This window comes from Sphingomonas sp. PP-CE-1A-559, from assembly GCF_004340965.1.
Classification (GTDB): domain Bacteria; phylum Pseudomonadota; class Alphaproteobacteria; order Sphingomonadales; family Sphingomonadaceae; genus Sphingomonas.
Map to the genome: position 1 here is coordinate 200,004 of NZ_SLYA01000003.1, position 17,177 is coordinate 217,180.

The window sequence follows — 17,177 nt, forward strand, 5'->3', positions numbered from 1 at the left end:
CACGCCGCCGCTCCCGCTGCGTCGGGACCGCTCTCATCCCGTAAAGCAAATACGGCGGCCGCATTCGAACGGCAGCCTCTTCCTTGTTCTCCCGCGAAGGCGGGAGCCCAGTCTGGGTCCCCGCCTTCGCGGGGAAACACGGAAATGAAGAATGTGAGTCCACCCAATCCACCACCCCGGCGGAGGCCGGGGCCCAATTGGGGGACGTTACTGACGGCGACTGCGCTCCGTTACTCCTACCTTTCCAATTGGGCCCCGGCCTTCGCCGGGGTGGTAGGTCTTTGGATGCGGGGGAACGATCGGGAGCGCGCCCTACGCCGGAATCGACGGATCCAACTCGCGCAACCTTGCCTCGATCGCTGCCGAATATTGGTAGATGTGCGTCAGGTCGGACAGCAGATGACGTGTTTCGTCCTTGCCGGCGAACATCCCGAGATACTTGGTCGTGATGCCGTTGAAGTGCATCCGTGCGATCGTCTTGCGGTTGTTGTCGTCGAGCAGGATCGCGCAGTACGACTTCGCGTCGCGGACGATCACACGTTTCGGGTCGACCAAGCGCGAGGCAATCGCCTGGATGATGTGGAAGCCGGAAATCTCCTCCTGCGTGGTGACGATGCCGTCGCCGTCGGAGGGGTCGTCGTCGGCGCCTAGCGGCAGGTCCTCGACCGGGCTCGACGCCTTCAGTGCCGACGACAGCCGGTCGTTGACGAAATCGCGGATCAGCGCGGCGATCGCGGGCGCGAGGAGCTTGGCGAAGCCGTCCTTGATCGCGGGCGTCAGGCGGCCGCCGTGGACACGCTGCGCCATCATCCGAACGAACTCGTCGGAGGGCTCGGCGAACTCCTTTTCCAGTTCGAGGCGGATCAGCGACTGCGTCTTGAGGTTGCCGGCCTCCTGGACGATCTTGTCGATGTCGAACGCGGCCTTGGTGAATTTCTCGAGCGTGCGGATGTCGCCGGGCTTAATCGCGTCCATCGTAAAGGTGAAAAACGGCTTGTCGTCCATCTTGTTCGGACGCTCGATGTCCGAATAGAATTGGTAGACGACGCCGTTGGTCAGCACCGCGAGGCGCGCGTCGGTGACGCTGAAATAGCGAAACAATTGCCCCGCGTGATTGACGTTGAGCTGGACCGAAGACGGCTTGCACTCGATCAGGATCGACACCTTGCCACCCGCGCAGATCGCGTAGTCGACCTTCTCGCCCTTCTTGGTGCCGACGTCCGCAGTGAATTCGGGGACGACTTCTGACGGGTTGAAGACGTCGTAGCCGAGCGACTGGAGGAACGGCATGACGAGCGCGGTCTTCGCCGCTTCCTCGGTCAGGAGGACTTCGCGATGTTCGATCGTGCGCTTCTGCAGTTCGGCCAGCCTGATGTTCAGTTCCATGCGCGTCCCCCCGGATTGAACGGGGGAGGATGGAGGCATGGAGGGTCGCGGTCCATGACCGGTCCGCGATAGACTGGCCGGATATCGACCGAGTCTACCCGCAGGTGAGGCGGATCTGCTTGGCGGGTTTGTCGAAGACGATGCTGGAGCAGCGATCGAGCAGGTCGGCGCCGATCGTCAGGCGATCGCGGTTGGCGTCGCGCTTGCCCTTGGCGACGACGACGATCTCGTCGGGGTCGGGTGGCGGCGCGTCAGCATCGGGGATCGCGGCGGCGTTGCCGACGTCGGTGGTGCGGACGCCGAGCGACGATAGCGCGAGCGGGCCGACGAGGAGCGGGGTGGCGAGCGTCATCGTGCGGACGGGTCGGGCGATACCGAAGGCGATCTCGACCGGTGCGGTGAGGCCGGCCAGCGTGCCGCGCTGCGCCTGCGCGATCAGCGTGGCGGCGTTGGCGGTGACGGTCGTGCGCGGATGATAGGGATCGAAGCGGACCCGGATCGGCTGGCCGCCTATCATGATCTGCGCGAAGGTCCCGGAGAGCTTGCCCAGCAGGCCGCCGCCGTCGACCATCGGCAACGCGACGGTCCGCTCGTCGGCGCGCGGCGCGTTCAGGAGGATGCGCACGACGGGTTCGGGCAGCGACGCCGGGCCGATGCTGCCGTCGCCGACATCGGCATAGGGTCGCCCGACCCAGCGCAGGTCCGCAGCCTTTCCCTTGGGCTCGTGCTTGCGGCTCGGAAAGCCGATCCGCCGCTTTACCGCATTGGTCCCGAACGTCATCGGGCGGACCGTCGTCGCCTGCATCGCGCCTTGCCCACCGACCGAATAGCCGAGGCCCAACGCGCCGCCCTTCAGCGCGAGTCGCTCGGCGACCGCGGTCGTGACGAAGACCAGGCCGGGCGCGGCGGGATCGACGCGCAGGATGACGGGCTTGCCGTCGATCGTTGCGGCGATCATTCCGCCGACCGGTACGTCGCGGATGGCCGGGGCCGTGTCGCCGGCTAGCGCGACGCTGCTCACGAGGACCGATGCCGCCACGCCGGTTCTAAGGATATTGGCGATCATCGTGAGGTCTCCGGCGTCAGGCGCCGCGATCTTGCCGCGTCATATCGTATTCGCAACGAGTTTATGATCGGTAATGATTGGATAACCAATGCAGGCTCGCCCCTCGACGGGCGACTGCGCGACGCCTAGATCGCATGGCAATGGCACTCGACCCCCTTCCCGATCTCCAGCGCATCTTCGGCTTTCCTGATTTTCGTGGCGTGCAGCGCGATGTCGTCGACCGGGTGCTCGCGGGGCAGCGGACGTTGGCCGTCATGCCGACGGGTGCGGGCAAGTCGCTGTGCTATCAGTTGCCGGCGACGATGCTGGAGGGGACGTGCGTGGTCGTGTCGCCGCTGATCGCGCTGATGCACGACCAGTTGCGGGCGGCGACCGCGGTGGGGATCAAGGCTGCGACTTTGACCAGCGTTGATACGAACCGTGAGGAGACGATCGCGCGGTTTCGGGCTGGCGATCTCGATTTGCTGTATGTCGCGCCGGAGCGGGCTTCGAACGAGAGTTTTCGGAACCTGCTCAGCCAGGCCAAGCTGTCGCTCTTCGCGATCGACGAGGCGCATTGCGTCAGCGAGTGGGGGCATGATTTCCGGCCGGATTACCGGTTGCTGCGGCCTTTGCTCGACAGTTTTCCGGACGTGCCGCGGCTGGCGCTGACCGCGACCGCCGACGCGCATACCCGCGCCGATATCCTCGAGCAGTTGGGGATTTCGCAGGAGGGGCTGATCGTGTCGGGGTTCGACCGGCCGAACATCCGCTATGCGATTTCGGGGCGCGACAACGTCAATCGGCAGATCGCGGATATCCTCGAGAAGATACCGGGGCCGGGCATTGTGTACGCCCAGACGCGCGCGGCTACCGAGAAGCTGGCCGAGGCGCTGGGGCGGAGCGGGCGGCCGACGCGGGCGTATCATGCGGGGCTCGATCCGCAGGTGCGCGCGAAGAATCAGGCGGATTTCGTCGCGAGCGAGGACATGGTGATCTGCGCCACGGTCGCGTTCGGGATGGGAATCGACAAGCCCGACGTGCGGTTCGTGGCGCATGCCGGGCTGCCGAAATCGATCGAGGCCTATTATCAGGAGACCGGGCGCGCGGGGCGTGATGGCGACCCGGCGATCGCGCATCTGTTCTGGGGCGCGGAGGACTTCGCGCGCGCGCGGCAGCGGATCGGCGAGGTCGAGCCCGAGCGGCAGGCGGGCGAGCGGCAGCGGCTGACCGCGATGGGCGGGCTGGTCGAGACGGCCGGGTGCCGGCGGCGGATCCTGCTCAAGCATTTCGGCGAGGAGCGGCTCGAGGATTGCGGGAATTGCGACAATTGCCTTGGCAATGTCGATGCGGTGGATGCGACCGAGACCGCGCGGAAATTCCTGTCGGCGGTGTTTCGGACCGGGCAGATGTACGGGGTCGGGTATATCGAGGGCATCCTGACGGGGGTGTCCAGCGAGCGGAGCCTGATGAACGGGCACGAGGCGTTGTCGGTGTACGGGATCGTCGAGGGCGACGAGGTCGCGTTGCTGAAGCCGGTGTCGCGTGCGCTGATGCTGAAGGATGCGCTCAGGACCAATCCGCATGGGGGCCTCGAGTTCGGGCCGGCGGCGAAGGCTATCCTGAAGGGCGAGGCGGCGGTGTCGATCGTCGTGCCGCCGAAGCGCGAGCGGCGGCGCAAGGGTGCGGTTGGCGCCACGCCGAACCCGGTGGACGATCCGCTGTTCGAGGCGTTGCGCGTGCGGCGGCGCGATCTGGCGAAGGAAGCGGGCGTTCCGCCGTATGTGATCTTCCACGATTCGGTGTTGCGTGACATTGCGCGGCAGCGGCCGGCGTCACGGGCCGAGCTGAGCCTGTTATCAGGCATTGGCGCGCGCAAGCTCGACGCCTATGGGGATGCCTTCCTCCAGGTCATCCGCGAGTCCGCATGATACGGCAAATAAACGAAAGTATTTCGGTCGCGCCACAGATCGCGGTCGAGCAAGTCGCGGACATCGCTGCGGCGGGGTTCAAGACGATCGTCAACAACCGACCGGACGATGAGGATGCGGGGCAGCCTTCGGGTGATGCGATCCGCGCCGCGGCGGAAGCGGCCGGGCTGAAATACGTCTCGATTCCGGTGACGCATGCGGGGTTCTCGCATCCGCAGATCGACGCGATGACGCAGGCGCTGACGGATTCGGACGGGCCCGTGCTGGCCTATTGCCGGTCGGGGACGCGGAGCTGCAATTTGTGGGCGCTGGCGGCGGCGAAGGCTGGGCGGAATCCGAACCTGCTGCTCGCGCAGGCCGAAGACGCCGGGTATGACCTGCGCGGAATCCGACCGATGCTGGACGCGCTCGCAGGGCCGCGATGACGCCTGCGATCGTCGGCGGCATCGTGGCCGTCGTTGTGCTGTTGCTCGCGGGCCTGGCCTGGGTGGTCGTGCGGATGCGGCGGGTCGTGAAGATCGAGACTCCGGAAGAGGCGGCGGACGCGGCGCAGGCACAGCTTCGCGGGTTCGCCGTAGCGGGTGCCGTTGTCGGGGCGGACGGGCAGGGCGCGCTGGCGATCGCGGATGACGGGCGTGTCGCTGCGGTAAAGCGGATCGGCAAGACCCTGACGGTGCGCGAGGTATCGTGGCGGACGGTGCGCGCGACGCATGACGGAATATTGGTCGAGACCGGTGACAAGGCGCTGGGCGCGGTGATGCTCGCGCAAGTCGATGTCCTCGATATCCGCAGGTTGGCGCCGAAGAGCGTGCGGGTCTAGCGAGCCAGACGCGCCGCGGTCATTCTGCGGCAGCGGTCCTGACGCTTGCGGAACGTTTCTCGTTTCGACGCGTCGCCGCAGTAGATGAGAAGATGGGTCGCCAAGCGCTGGGTGAAAGTCACCGGCATCGTCGTCGTGGCCGTGATGGCTACGGTCGTAATCGGGCTCGCCGTGTTCCCCTGGGGATCGCTGAAAGGCGTGATCGAGCGACAACTGACCGCGCGCTTCGGACGGCCGGTGACCATCGGCGGGATCGAGCGCGTCGACGGGTTCGGCTTTTCGCCGACGATCCGCATCACGCAGGTGCGTATTCCGCAGGCGGCGTGGGCGGGGAGCGGCGATTTCGTGCGGTTGCGCGAGGCGGAGGCGACCTTCTCCGCACTGTCGCTGTTGAAGGGCGGATTCGGGCCGCGCGACGTGAAGGCGTCCGGACTGTACCTGGCGCTGGTGCGTGACAAGCAGGGGCGGACCAACTGGGATCGGCCGGGCAAGGCCAAGAGCGGCGGCAGTTCGAACGACCTGCAGGGTCTCGTCATTCGCGACAGCGTGATCTCGTACCGCGATGCCAAACAGGGGCGGCAGGTCATCGCGCGGTTCTCCTCCGATCCGGTTACGGGCATCCGTGCGAACGGCACCGGCACCGTGCGTGGGGCGGCCGTTCGGATCGCGGTCTCGGGGCCGTCGATCGAGCGATCGCAGGGCAATCCGTGGCCGTTCACCGCGTCGATCGACGGGGACAGACTGTCGATCTCGGCAAAGGGCGTGATGGACCGGCCGCTCGATACCGATGCGATGACGCTCGACGTAACGGCGCGCGCGACCGACCTGAAGCTGATCGACGCGGTGATCGAGGCGGGGCTGTTCCGGACGCAGCCGGTGTCGTTCAGCGCGCACGTCCGCCACGATTCGCCGAAATGGGCGATCACGCAGCTGAAGGGCGTGGTCGGGCGGTCGGATTTCGCGGGGCATGTGACGGTCGACAAGCGGGACGGGCGGAGCAAGGTGAACGGCGATATCGTGTCGCGCCAGTTCGACTTCGCGGACCTGTCGTCGGACGAGGCGCAGGCGAAGGGCGCAGCACTGGAGCGGGCGATCGGGCCGAGGCTGGTGCCGAATACGCGGATCGACATCGGCAAGATCGACACGACCGACGCCGAGTTCGGGTTCCGCATCCAGCATATCGTCGCGGCCAAGGGGAAGTCGCCGATCGTCTCCGCCAAGGGGACGATCGCGATCGATCACCAGTTGCTGACGCTGGACCGGCTGGTCGCCAGGCTGCCGCAGGGGACCGTTACCGGCAAGGTCACGGTCGACCAGCGGGGCGATCGCAAGACGCCGACCGTCGCGATCGACCTGCGGTTGCGGGGTAGCAGCGTCCAGGCGCTCGCGGGCGGGCGCGGCGACTTCAGCGGGAATGTGAGCGCGCGGGTGCGGCTGAAGGGGCCGGGCGAGACGATCCGGGCTGCGGTCGGGAACGCCGATGGCAGCATCGGGTTCGTCGCGCGGGACGGGCAATTGCCGCAGGGGATCGCCGCCGCGCTGGGGTTCGATGCGGCGCGCGCGTTGCTGGCGAAAGATGGCGAACGCGCGGGGCTGCGCTGCGTGGTGGTGAAACTCGCCGTGACGCAGGGGCGAGGGCGGGTCGATCCGATGATCGTCGATACCACCGCCAGCCAGTTGCGCGGACAGGGGAGCGTGGTGTTTCCGTCCGAAGCGATCGACATCCGGCTCAGCGGTGCACCTAAACAACACGCGCTGCTGCAGTTGCCGGGATCGGCGTACATGACCGGGACGATCCAGCAGCCGCACGTGACGATCCCGCCGGAGGTGAAATCCGTGGGGAATATCTTCAAGGCGATCGGCCGGGCGATCACCGGCAAGCAGGGTCCGACGGCTAGCGATGCGGATTGCGCGGGGTTGGCGTCGCGGGTGCTGCGATAGAATATGAAAAACCCCGCCCCGCTGGGTGCGGGACGGGGTCGGACTTCGGCGATATCGCGGGGATATCAGCGATAGAAGATGTGGTTGCCGATCGAGGCGACCTTGATCGCGCGGACGCTGGGGCGGCGATCGGGGGTGTTGAAGTAGAGCGCCTTGTCGGCCGGGCTGTTCCACGCGTCGGCGAGGGCGACCTTGGCGACCGCGATCGCGGTGCGGTAGGCGGTGCCGGCGTTGATGTTGGGGATCTGGCCACCGCGAACGAAGCTGAACTGGCCGCGCTGCTTGACTACGGCGCAGACGTTGGCGGGGAAGCGACCGGACTTGGCACGATTGATAATGACTTCGGCGACGGCGAGCTGGCCGGTCAGCGGCTCACCCTTGGATTCGAAGTAGATCGCGCCGGCAAGGCACTGGAGCGCTTCGTCGGCGGCGGCGCTATCCTGCGCGGCAACGGCTTGGGCGAGCGTGTCGAATTCTTCGGCTTCTGCGACGGCAGGGCTGACTGCGGTGTTCTCGGCGTTCGTCTCGACAGGTGCGACGGTGGTGGCAACTGGAGCGATCTGCGGAACATTCTGCGGCGAGAGCGCGTTTAGATTGGCGAGAGCAGTGAGATTGGTAGTCGAGCGATCGATACCGGTTGCCTGACCGGGAGCGCTGTTGCCGAGCAGGCCGGCGAGAGAGAAGGTCATGACCGCGATCGTCGCAGCCCGCTGAAGAATCGTCATTCAAACTTATTCAGATGCGGTTGGACCGCGGAAGCAATCGTACGAGCCGATTGTCCAGGCATCCCCCCGACTGCGTAACTGATCCGGATCGCACCCGTCCCAGCACAACGCCAATCAATGTTGCAATTCCCCTCTATTGGGGGGGCTTTCGAGTCAATCGTCGAGGATCGTTTCAGCGGCGAACCGTTCCGCCGCTGCGATGTCCACCTCGATTACCCAGAGATCCGGGTCGCTTGCGCGGCGACGACGCCAATATCCGTCGAGGTCTTCGAGAGGGGTGGAGTCGATCAGCGCGGTCCGGCCATCGGGTCCGATGCCGCGTTCGAGCAGGCGGGGCGGGGCGCCTTTGTCGACCGCGATGACCAGGATCGCGCCGCCTTGCGGGTCGCCTTTCGCCATTACCGCACCAAAGCCGCCGGCGTCGTTGACGCGCCGCAGCAGGGCGCTGACGAGGACTCCGCTAGGGAGACGACCGCTCATGCTGCGCTGCGGTATCCGGGGAGGCCGGCGAGCGCGATCCGCGAGCGCATGAAGGTGCCGGTGCCTCTTGCCGCTTCTTCGCCGTCCGCATCGATCAGTCGCGCGTCCGCGACGAACACGCGTCGCTTGCCGCTGATCCAGCGTCCTTCGGCGATCACCGGGCCGATCTTCAGCGGGCGCGTGAGGAGCAGGTTGAAGGCGGTGGTGAGCAGGAAGCGATCGGTGACCAGGCTGTTGCAGGCGTAGAACGCGGCATCGTCGAGCATCTTGAAATAGCTCGTGCCGTGCGCGGCGCCGCCGGCGTGGTAGTGGCGCTCGTCGATCGTGAAATGGATGCGCGCGACGCCGGCTTCGGGGATTTCCAGCGAGGAGTCGAAGAAACGGTTGATCGGGGCTTGGGCGTAGAGTGATTCCAGCGCGCGGAAATGTGCGTCTGCGCCTGCCGTACTAGGAGCCGCCTCAGGCTGCATCGCGGACCTCGTCGGCGGTGAACAGCGCGTAGACCGCGTCAGGCGAACCGCCGCCGCGCAGTTTCTCGAGGAACGCCTTGTCGCGCAGGCGTCGTGAGACGCGGGCGAGCGCCTTCAAATGGACCGCGCCGGCGTCGGTGGGGGAGAGCAGCATGAAGACGAGATCGACGGGGAGATCGTCGACCGCCTGGAAGTCGACCGGCTCTGCCAGCCGCGCGAACACGCCCGTTACCTGCGCGAGCCCTTCGAGCTTGGCGTGCGGGATCGCGACGCCGCCGCCGAACCCGGTCGAGCCGAGCTTCTCGCGCGCAGCCAGCCGGTCGGCGATCATCTTGGGGTCGGCATCGAGTATCTCAGACGCAACCGTGGCGAGATGCTGGAACACTGCCTTCTTGTTTTTGGCAATCACGCCCGTCTGCACTGCGTCGGGACGCAGCATGTCACTAAAATCGGTCATTGTGTTCAATGTCTCAAGCGCCCCCGCGCGCGTCCGCCTTAGCGGGTTGCGCGGGGGCGTAAAGGCGCGGCCTCGACACCCGCGCCTTTATGGACCCTTCTTTATTGGGCCGGAGTGGCCGCTACTCGCTGTGGCTCGACCCAACCGATCGTGCCATCGCCGCGACGATAGACCATGTTGTGCGCGCCGGTGCCCGCATTCATGAACAGCAACGCGGCGGTGTTGCGCAGATCGAGCATCATCACCGCGTCGGATACGCTGGCCTCGGGGATATCGACGCGCGTTTCGGCGATGATCAGCGGTGCGTCCGCGACATCGTCTTCCTCAATGCTTTCCTGGAACAGCGTGTAGCCGGCATTGTCATAGCCGTTGCTCTCGGCGATCGCGACCGCTTCGCCGGCATGGCGATCCTTCAGGCGGCGCATGTAGCGGCGGAGCTGGGTCTCGATCTTGGCGGCGGCGGCATCGAACGCGGCGCGCGCGTCATAGGCGTCGCCGTGGCCCTTGATCACGAGGCCCTTCATCACGTGCGAGACGATGTCGCATTTGAAGCCGGCGTCGTGCGGCCCCTTGCCGAACGTGACTTCCGCCGAGATGGCGCGCGAGAAATACTTGTCGGCGATACCCTGGAGTCGGTCTTCCACGTGGCTGTTCAGTGCTTCGCCAGTGTCAACCTGATGACCAGAAATCCGGATATCCATTGTCGTCTCCTTGTCGGCGTTACAGTCTTCGGGCGGTCCTATTGGCTCCACCCTGCCAGCGTCATCCGGACGCCACGGCCCCCCAGATCGGATCCTTGATCCCCTTCATAAACGCAGCATGGGCCGCAAGGTCTCCCTCGCTCACCGCGAAAACGCGGGCAGGGCGAACGACCCGAGGCGCCTGTGCGACGATCGGAGTCGCGGCGGTGCTGCTGGTATCGCCGAGCAGGCCGAGACCGATCTGGCGACCGCCCATCAGCTCCACGTAAACCTGCGCGAGCAACTGCGCGTCGAGCAGCGCGCCGTGCAGGACGCGGTGGCTGCGATCGATGCCGAACCGCGAGCAGAGTGCGTCGAGCGAATGCTTGGCGCCGGGGTGACGGCTGCGCGCGATCTGCAGCGTATCGACCATCCGCTTCATGTGGACGATCTGGCGCCCGCACTTGGTCAGCTCGCCGTTGAGGAACGAGAAGTCGAAGCCGGCATTGTGCGCGATCATCGGCGCGTCGCCGACGAATTCGAGCAGATCCTCAACTGCGTCGGCGAACTTCGGCTTGTCGGAGAGGAACTGCGCGCTCAGCCCGTGGACGTTGAACGCCTCGACCGGCATGTCACGTTCGGGGTGGTAATAGGCGTGGAAGGTGCGGCCGGTCTCGACCCGGTTGAGCATCTCGACGCAGCCGATCTCGACCATGCGGTCGCCGCCGGAAAAACTGAGGCCGGTGGTTTCGGTATCGAAGACGATCTCACGCATCTCGATGGTATCGGCTCAGATTTCCAAGGATGCAAGCACCGCCCGGACTTGCGCGCGCGTTGCGTCGAAGCTCGTGTCGGTGTGGATGACGTGATCGGCGCGGGCGCGTTTTTCGGCGTCGGGGGTCTGGCGCGCGAGGATCGCCGCGAACTTGTCGGCGGTCATGCCGGTGCGGGCGAGGACTCGGGCGCGCTGGACGTCGGGGGCGGCGGAGACGACGACGATCAGGTCGACGTTGCGGTCGCCACCGGTCTCGAACAGCAGGGGGACGTCGAAGACGACTCGCTGGCCCGTGTGCTTGGCGAGGAAGGCGGCGCGTTCTTCGCCGACGGCGGGGTGGACGATCGCCTCGAGCCGCTTGATCGCGGCGTCGTTGCCGAACACCGCGGCGCCGAGCTTTGCGCGGTCAACTGCGCCGTTGGCGGTGGTGCCGGGGAAGGCAGTTTCGATTGTGGGGACGAGTCGACCGCCGATGCCTTGCAGTCGGTGGACGGTGGCGTCGGCGTCGAACACTGGAACGGCTTCGTCAGCGAACATTGCGACGACGGCTGATTTGCCCATGCCGATCGATCCGGTGAGGCCGATGATCATTTGATCAGCAACGTTCGAAGTTCGTCGTCGCGATCGCGCGGTGGTTCCACGTGGAACAATATCTCGAACGCGACGGCGGCTTGGCCGATCAGCATCTCCAAGCCATCCACGGTTTCGAGATCGCGCGCGCGTGCCGCTTTCAGGAGGCCGGTTTCGAGCGGGGAATAGACGATGTCGTAGACCAGCGAGTCCGGTTCGAGCGCGCCGAGATCGAGGTCGAGCGGTGGTTGGCCGGCCATGCCGAGTACGCTGGCGTTGACGAGCAGGCGCGATGGCGGGGCGGCGGGGCCGATCGGGAGCGCCTGGCCCTTGAGGCCGAACGTCGACAGCAGCGCCGCGCCCTTCAGCGGATTGCGGTTGAGGATGGTGACGGGGCCGACCCCCATCCGCGACAACGCGAACAGGATCGCGCGGGCGGCTCCACCGGCGCCGATCACCGTGACGGGCTGGCCAGCGATGTCGAGGTCGTCGATCGGCGCCCAGAACCCGGCGGCGTCGGTGTTGGTGCCGATGCAGTCGCCCGCTTGGTTGCGAAACACGGTGTTGATCGCGCCGATCGTTCCGCGGACGTTGCCGGGATCGGAGACGTGGTCGAGTGCTGCGAGCTTGTGCGGCATCGTGATATTGCACCCGCGCCAGGCTGGGTCGGCCTTGCGTTCGGTGAAGTAGGCGGGGAGGTCTTCGGCGGTGACGAGCTTGTGGCGGTATTCCGCGTCGATCCCGAGCGCGTCTAGCCAGAAGCCGTGGATCAGCGGCGATTTCGACTGTGCGATCGGATCGCCGATCACTTCTGCATAGGGACGAGTCATTCAAGGCTCCGTGTTTCCCTGCGGAGGCGGGGATCCAGTCTGGGCACCCGCCTTCGCGGGTGAACGGGATTTAGTCTAGCTCGGGCGGATTGCCATGTGCAGCTCCTACTCAATCCTCCCCCGCAAGGGGGAGGTGTCGCCGAAGGTGACGGAGGGGGAGGATACGGAACAAGCGTGTCGCATGCCTCCCCCTCCGTCTGGCGAAGGCCAGCCACCTCCCCCTGGCGGGGGAGGATTGAAGCTTCGGGTTACGCCGGCAGCTCGCCGCGCACGCGGAGGAAGTCGAGGACGTTGAGTAGCGGCATGCCGAGTACCGTGAACTGGCTTCCTTCGATCCTGGCGAACAGTTGCGCGCCCGGGCCCTCGATGCGGTAGCAGCCGACGCAGCCCGAGATCGCGGGCCATTCCGCGTCGAGATACGTCTCGATGAACGCGTCGGACAGCGGGCGGACGTGCATCTTCGCGCGCTCGACGTGGCGCCAGATCGCCTGGCCGTTCTCGGCGATCACCGCGGCGCTCCACAAGTCGTGGCGCTTGGCGGACATCAGCCGGAGATGCGCCGCCGCGTCGGCGCGGTCGACGGGCTTGTCGAGGATGGTGCCGTCTTCCAGTGCTACCAGCGAGTCGCTGCCGAGGACGAGATAGCCGGGCATCCTTGCGGAAACCTTGAGCGCCTTCAGTTCGGCCAGCGCATCGGCAAGATCGCGCGGGGTCAGGTCGCGCAGCGCCGCCTTTGCCGCATCCTCGTCGACACCGGCGAAGGTCGCCTCGAACGGTACGCCGGCGGCGGTCAGCATCGCGCGACGCGAGGCGCTTTGCGAGGCGAGGATCAGGCTCATGACTCGACCTTCGGAGCGGCGTCAGCTCGGCGCTGATTGCACAGCGCGATAATCGCCGCCGCGGTTTCCTCGATCGATCGGCGGGTGACGTCGATCACCGGCCAGCCATTGTCGGCGAACATGCGGCGCGCAAAGGCCAGTTCGCGCATCACCGCTTCCTCCTCGACATACGACGTATCGGGCTGCTGGTTGAGCGACAGAAGGCGGTTGCGGCGGACCTGGATCAGGCGGTCGGCGCTGGTCGTGAGGCCGACGATCAGCGGGTTGGCGAGCTTGTAGAGGTTCAGCGGTGGTGGGCTTTCCACGACGATCGGGATGTTCGCGGTCTTGTAGCCGCGGTTGGCGAGATAGATCGAGGTCGGCGTCTTCGACGAACGCGATACGCCCGCCAGGACGATATCGGCCTCCTCCCATTCTTCCGAGGCGATCCCGTCGTCATGGGCGATCGTCCACTGGATCGCATCGACGCGCGCGAAATAGGCCGCATCGAGGACGTGCTGGCGGCCCGGTCGCGCCTTCGCCTGCTGTCCGAGCAAGCCGGAAAGCGCGTCGTTCACTGGGTCGAGCGGCGCCACCGCAGGGAGGCCGAGCGCCAGACAGCGTTGCTCAAGAATCCGCCGCGTCGCGGGGTTCACCAGCGTGAAGACGACCAGCCCAGGGTTCTGCGCGATCTCCTGGAGGATCCGCTCGAGATGCGCCTCGGTTCGCACCATCGGCCAGAAATGGCGGACCGTCTCGACGTCGTCATATTGCGCTAGCGCCGCCTTCGCGATGTTCTCCAGCGTCTCGCCGGTCGAATCCGACAACAAATGAAGGTGGAGCCGCATCATCGGCGTTTTATCACCAGCGAGCGGGCCTGTGGGCGTGAATCTGTGGATAACATGGGGAGAACGGCTAGCGTAACTCGTCCGGCTCGCCAAGCGACGGGTTCGCCGTGGATAACACCGATTCTATCCACACCGCCGCGCACAGGGTCGGATTTTATCCACAGGCTGTGGGTAACGGGGAGCCTTGAATCGAATCAGCGCGTTTGTGGCGGTGCGCGAGGGTCAAGCTGTTGGCAATTCCGGGATCACCGCATAAGTCCCGGGTTCAACCGCCCAACCACTGCAACAACCTATTTCTTGAATCTTCTTATAGTAGAAGAAGGGTGCTCCGCTGACCGATCCGACCCCCAATACGCCTGCCTTCAAGCCGCTCCTGGCGACTCTTCGCGGAGAGCGTCAGACCGTGCCGCCGCTGTGGCTCATGCGGCAGGCGGGGCGGTATCTCCCCGAGTATCGCGAACTCCGCGCGGAGAAGGGCGGTTTCCTTGCGCTCGCCACGGATCCCGATGCGGCCGCCGAAGTGACGCTGCAGCCGATCCGGCGGTTCGGGTTCGACGGATCGATCCTCTTCTCGGACATCCTGATGATCCCATGGGCGCTCGGGCAGGATCTGAGCTTCGGGGTCGGCGAAGGGCCTCGGCTCGAGCCGGCGCTGGTCGACCATGCGCTCGATCGGTTGCAGCCCGTGATGGGGCGGCTGGAGCCGGTCTACGGCACCGTCGCGAAGGTCGCGGCTGCACTGCCTCCCGAGACGACGTTCCTGGGCTTTGCGGGGTCTCCCTGGACGGTGGCGACCTATATGGTGGCGGGGAAGGGCTCGAAGGATCAGTCCGAGACGCGGCGCTTTGCATATCGCGACCCCGAGGCGTTCGGTGCGATCATCGATGCGATCGCGGACAACACCGTCGAGTATCTCGCGCGGCAGGTCGAGGCGGGCGTCGACGTGGTGCAGCTGTTCGACAGCTGGTCGGGCTCGCTATCGCCCGCGCAGTTCGAGCGCTGGGTGATCGCGCCGACCGCGTCGATCGTCGAGCGCCTCCATGCGCGCTGCCCCGGCGTGCCGATCATCGGCTTTCCGAAGGGGGCAGGGGGCAAGCTTCCGGCTTACGCGCGTGAGACCGGCGTCGATGCGATCGGGCTGGACGAGACGGTCTATCCGGTTTGGGCGCACGCGTCGTTGCCTGCGGACATGCCGGTGCAGGGTAACCTCGATCCGCTGGCGCTGATCGCGGGCGGCGCGGATCTCGATGCGGCGATCGACCGAATCCTGGCGGCGTTCGTCGAGCGCCCGCACGTCTTCAACTTGGGGCATGGCATCCTGCCCGACACGCCCATCGCGCATGTCGAGCAGCTGATCGCCCGCGTAAGGAGCACGACATGAGCGGATTTCTTGGCGCTGCATACGACTGGGTGAAGGCGGCGCATCTGATCTTCGTGATCTTCTGGATGGCGGGGCTGTTCATGCTGCCGCGCTATCTGGTGTATCATCAGGAGGCGCTGGCGGCCGGGAACACGAGCGAGGCGGCGAACTGGGTCGAGCGCGAGAGCAAGATCCGCCACATCATCCTGACGCCGGCGATGATCGTCGTTTGGGTGCTGGGGATCGCGCTGGCGCTGAACCTGGGGCTGGCGGACGGTGCGCCGGGGCTGGGGTGGCTGCATCTGAAGTTGGTGCTGGTGTTCCTGCTGACAGGATATCACGGCTGGGCGGTCGGCTATGCGAAGAAGCTCGCCGCGGGGAAGCCGACGTTGGCGGGGAAGCAGTTGCGGATGCTCAACGAGGTCCCTGCGCTGGCGGTGACGCTGATCGTGGTGCTGGTGATCGTTAAGCCGTTCTAATCTTCACCCCTCCCTGGAAGGGAGGGGCCGGGGGTGGGTCGGTTTCCGCATGACGGGCGTGCGTGGTTTAAGCTGGCCGACCCACCCCCAACCCCTCCCTTCCAGGGAGGGGAGCAAGCACCCGCTTGACTAACCCGCCCCCCAATTCTAACCCCTTCTCCCAACACGGCCTCCTGGCGTCCTGCCCGGTCGTGTCTTGCCAGACTCGTCTCGCCCAGTTCCGCTTCCCAAGCGCACCGCCGACCGAGCGTTCTCCCGTTGATTGCTATCCGGAAATCCCCATGCATCTCAAAGACCTGAAAAAGAAGAAACCCGCCGAGCTGGTCCAGCTGGCCGAGGAACTGGGGGTCGAGAGCGCCTCGACGCTGCGCAAGCAGGACCTGCTGTTCGCGATCCTGAAGGTCCAGGCGGACAATGGCGACCAGATCATGGGGCTCGGCACGATCGAAGTGCTGCCCGACGGCTTTGGCTTCCTGCGCTCGCCGGAATCGAACTATCTGGCCGGTCCCGACGACATCTACATCTCGCCGAACCAGGTCCGGAAGTTCGGTCTGCGCACCGGTGACACGGTCGAGGGCGAGATCCGCGGGCCAAAGGATGGCGAACGCTATTTCTCGCTGGTGAAGCTCACGGCCGTCAATTTTGACGACCCCGACGTCGTCCGTCACCGCGTCAATTTCGACAACCTCACGCCGCTCTATCCCGAGAGCAAGCTGACGCTCGATCCCGCCGACCCGACCGTCAAGGACAAGTCGGCGCGGGTGATCGACATCGTCTCGCCACAGGGCAAGGGCCAGCGCACGCTGATCGTCGCACCGCCGCGCGTCGGCAAGACCGTCATGTTGCAGAACATGGCCAAGGCAATCACCGACAACCACCCCGAGGTGTTCCTGATCGTCCTGCTGATCGACGAGCGCCCCGAGGAAGTCACCGACATGCAGCGCAGCGTGAAGGGCGAGGTGGTCAGCTCGACCTTCGACGAACCCGCGCAGCGTCACGTCCAGGTCGCTGAAATGGTGATCGAAAAGGCCAAGCGCCTGGTCGAGCACAAGAAGGACGTCGTGATCCTGCTCGACTCGATCACACGTCTGGGTCGTGCCTACAACACGGTCGTGCCGTCGTCGGGCAAGGTCCTGACCGGTGGTGTCGACGCGAACGCGCTGCAGCGTCCGAAGCGCTTCTTCGGCGCCGCGCGCAACATCGAGGAGGGCGGTTCGCTCTCGATCATCGCCACCGCGCTGATCGATACGGGCAGCCGCATGGACGAGGTGATCTTCGAGGAGTTCAAGGGCACCGGCAACTCGGAAATCGTGCTGGATCGCAAGGTCGCGGACAAGCGCATCTTCCCGGCGCTGGACGTCGGCAAGTCGGGCACGCGCAAGGAAGAGCTGCTGGTCGACAAGGCCAAGCTCAGCAAGATGTGGGTCCTGCGCCGCATCCTGATGCAGATGGGCACGATCGACGCGATGGAGTTCCTGCTCGACAAGATGAAGGATTCGAAGACCAACGAGAATTTCTTCGATTCCATGAATCAATAACCGAGTGCGGCCTGCTGCAAGCTG

Annotated in this window: 19 protein-coding genes; 7 read left to right on the top strand and 12 right to left on the bottom strand. The window is 65.8% G+C overall.

The genetic code is table 11. From position 1 onward, the window contains the following. Nucleotides 1–312: 312 nt before the first annotated feature. Complete coding sequence (locus tag C8J42_RS11205; protein ID WP_133020125.1) at nt 313–1,386, bottom strand: type I restriction endonuclease; 1,074 nt, start codon at nt 1,384–1,386, stop codon at nt 313–315. A gap of 94 nt (nt 1,387–1,480) precedes the next feature. Further along, on the bottom strand, nt 1,481–2,452 hold the full coding sequence (locus C8J42_RS11210) for a hypothetical protein (RefSeq protein ID WP_133020126.1): 972 nt from the start codon (nt 2,450–2,452) through the stop codon (nt 1,481–1,483). 140 nt (nt 2,453–2,592) lie between these two features. Here C8J42_RS11210 and recQ point away from each other — a divergent pair, with 140 nt between their 5' ends. From recQ to C8J42_RS11230, 4 genes are all read left to right on the top strand, one after another. Continuing rightward, nucleotides 2,593–4,362, top strand: coding sequence for a DNA helicase RecQ (gene recQ, locus C8J42_RS11215; RefSeq protein ID WP_133020127.1), 1,770 nt, complete (start codon nt 2,593–2,595; stop codon nt 4,360–4,362). Continuing rightward, a complete protein-coding gene (locus C8J42_RS11220) occupies nt 4,359–4,787 on the top strand; it encodes a TIGR01244 family sulfur transferase (protein WP_133020128.1) in 429 nt (142 codons plus the stop codon). The genes recQ and C8J42_RS11220 overlap by 4 nt, the downstream gene beginning before the upstream one ends. Beyond that, complete coding sequence (locus tag C8J42_RS11225; protein WP_133020129.1) at nt 4,784–5,182, top strand: hypothetical protein; 399 nt, start codon at nt 4,784–4,786, stop codon at nt 5,180–5,182. The genes C8J42_RS11220 and C8J42_RS11225 overlap by 4 nt, the downstream gene beginning before the upstream one ends. An 84-nt stretch (nt 5,183–5,266) precedes the next feature. Then, nucleotides 5,267–7,123: an AsmA family protein gene (locus tag C8J42_RS11230; RefSeq protein ID WP_133020130.1), complete on the top strand. Its 1,857-nt coding sequence runs from the start codon at nt 5,267–5,269 to the stop codon at nt 7,121–7,123. Between the two features lie 65 nt (nt 7,124–7,188). Here the strand turns inward: C8J42_RS11230 and C8J42_RS11235 are convergent, their stop codons facing one another. The 10 genes from C8J42_RS11235 to C8J42_RS11280 form a co-directional block, all read right to left on the bottom strand. Then, the gene (locus tag C8J42_RS11235) at nt 7,189–7,848 is read right to left on the bottom strand and encodes a cell wall hydrolase (protein ID WP_107964314.1); all 660 of its coding nucleotides are present in this window, start codon (nt 7,846–7,848) and stop codon (nt 7,189–7,191) included. Between the two features lie 153 nt (nt 7,849–8,001). Next, nucleotides 8,002–8,328 (bottom strand): DUF1491 family protein, encoded by a 327-nt coding sequence (locus C8J42_RS11240; protein ID WP_056487629.1) that lies wholly within the window; start codon nt 8,326–8,328, stop codon nt 8,002–8,004. Further along, complete coding sequence (locus tag C8J42_RS11245; protein WP_133020131.1) at nt 8,325–8,798, bottom strand: PaaI family thioesterase; 474 nt, start codon at nt 8,796–8,798, stop codon at nt 8,325–8,327. Before C8J42_RS11245 ends, C8J42_RS11240 begins: the two co-directional genes overlap by 4 nt. Continuing rightward, nucleotides 8,788–9,255, bottom strand: coding sequence for a PTS sugar transporter subunit IIA (locus C8J42_RS11250; RefSeq protein ID WP_056064361.1), 468 nt, complete (start codon nt 9,253–9,255; stop codon nt 8,788–8,790). Before C8J42_RS11250 ends, C8J42_RS11245 begins: the two co-directional genes overlap by 11 nt. Before the next feature lie 101 nt (nt 9,256–9,356). Next, nucleotides 9,357–9,956 (bottom strand): ribosome-associated translation inhibitor RaiA, encoded by a 600-nt coding sequence (raiA, locus tag C8J42_RS11255; protein WP_133020132.1) that lies wholly within the window; start codon nt 9,954–9,956, stop codon nt 9,357–9,359. Between the two features lie 61 nt (nt 9,957–10,017). Beyond that, complete coding sequence (dnaQ, locus tag C8J42_RS11260; protein WP_133020133.1) at nt 10,018–10,710, bottom strand: DNA polymerase III subunit epsilon; 693 nt, start codon at nt 10,708–10,710, stop codon at nt 10,018–10,020. A 15-nt stretch (nt 10,711–10,725) separates the two neighbouring features. Next, nucleotides 10,726–11,301, bottom strand: coding sequence for a dephospho-CoA kinase (gene coaE / locus C8J42_RS11265; protein ID WP_133020134.1), 576 nt, complete (start codon nt 11,299–11,301; stop codon nt 10,726–10,728). After that, complete coding sequence (locus C8J42_RS11270; protein ID WP_133020135.1) at nt 11,298–12,110, bottom strand: shikimate dehydrogenase; 813 nt, start codon at nt 12,108–12,110, stop codon at nt 11,298–11,300. Before C8J42_RS11270 ends, coaE begins: the two co-directional genes overlap by 4 nt. Before the next feature lie 248 nt (nt 12,111–12,358). After that, entirely contained in the window at nt 12,359–12,949 is a 591-nt protein-coding gene (locus tag C8J42_RS11275; protein ID WP_133020136.1) for a nucleoside triphosphate pyrophosphatase, read from the bottom strand. Next, nucleotides 12,946–13,779: a pyruvate, water dikinase regulatory protein gene (locus C8J42_RS11280; RefSeq protein ID WP_093398203.1), complete on the bottom strand. Its 834-nt coding sequence runs from the start codon at nt 13,777–13,779 to the stop codon at nt 12,946–12,948. Before C8J42_RS11280 ends, C8J42_RS11275 begins: the two co-directional genes overlap by 4 nt. A 328-nt stretch (nt 13,780–14,107) precedes the next feature. Here C8J42_RS11280 and hemE point away from each other — a divergent pair, with 328 nt between their 5' ends. The 3 genes from hemE (at nt 14,108) to rho (ending at nt 17,153) form a co-directional block, all read left to right on the top strand. After that, complete coding sequence (gene hemE / locus C8J42_RS11285; RefSeq protein WP_133020137.1) at nt 14,108–15,157, top strand: uroporphyrinogen decarboxylase; 1,050 nt, start codon at nt 14,108–14,110, stop codon at nt 15,155–15,157. Beyond that, a complete protein-coding gene (locus C8J42_RS11290; protein ID WP_060526118.1) occupies nt 15,154–15,615 on the top strand; it encodes a CopD family protein in 462 nt (153 codons plus the stop codon). The genes hemE and C8J42_RS11290 overlap by 4 nt, the downstream gene beginning before the upstream one ends. 281 nt (nt 15,616–15,896) lie before the next feature. Next, entirely contained in the window at nt 15,897–17,153 is a 1,257-nt protein-coding gene (gene rho, locus C8J42_RS11295; RefSeq protein WP_031395107.1) for a transcription termination factor Rho, read from the top strand. Nucleotides 17,154–17,177 lie beyond the last annotated feature (24 nt).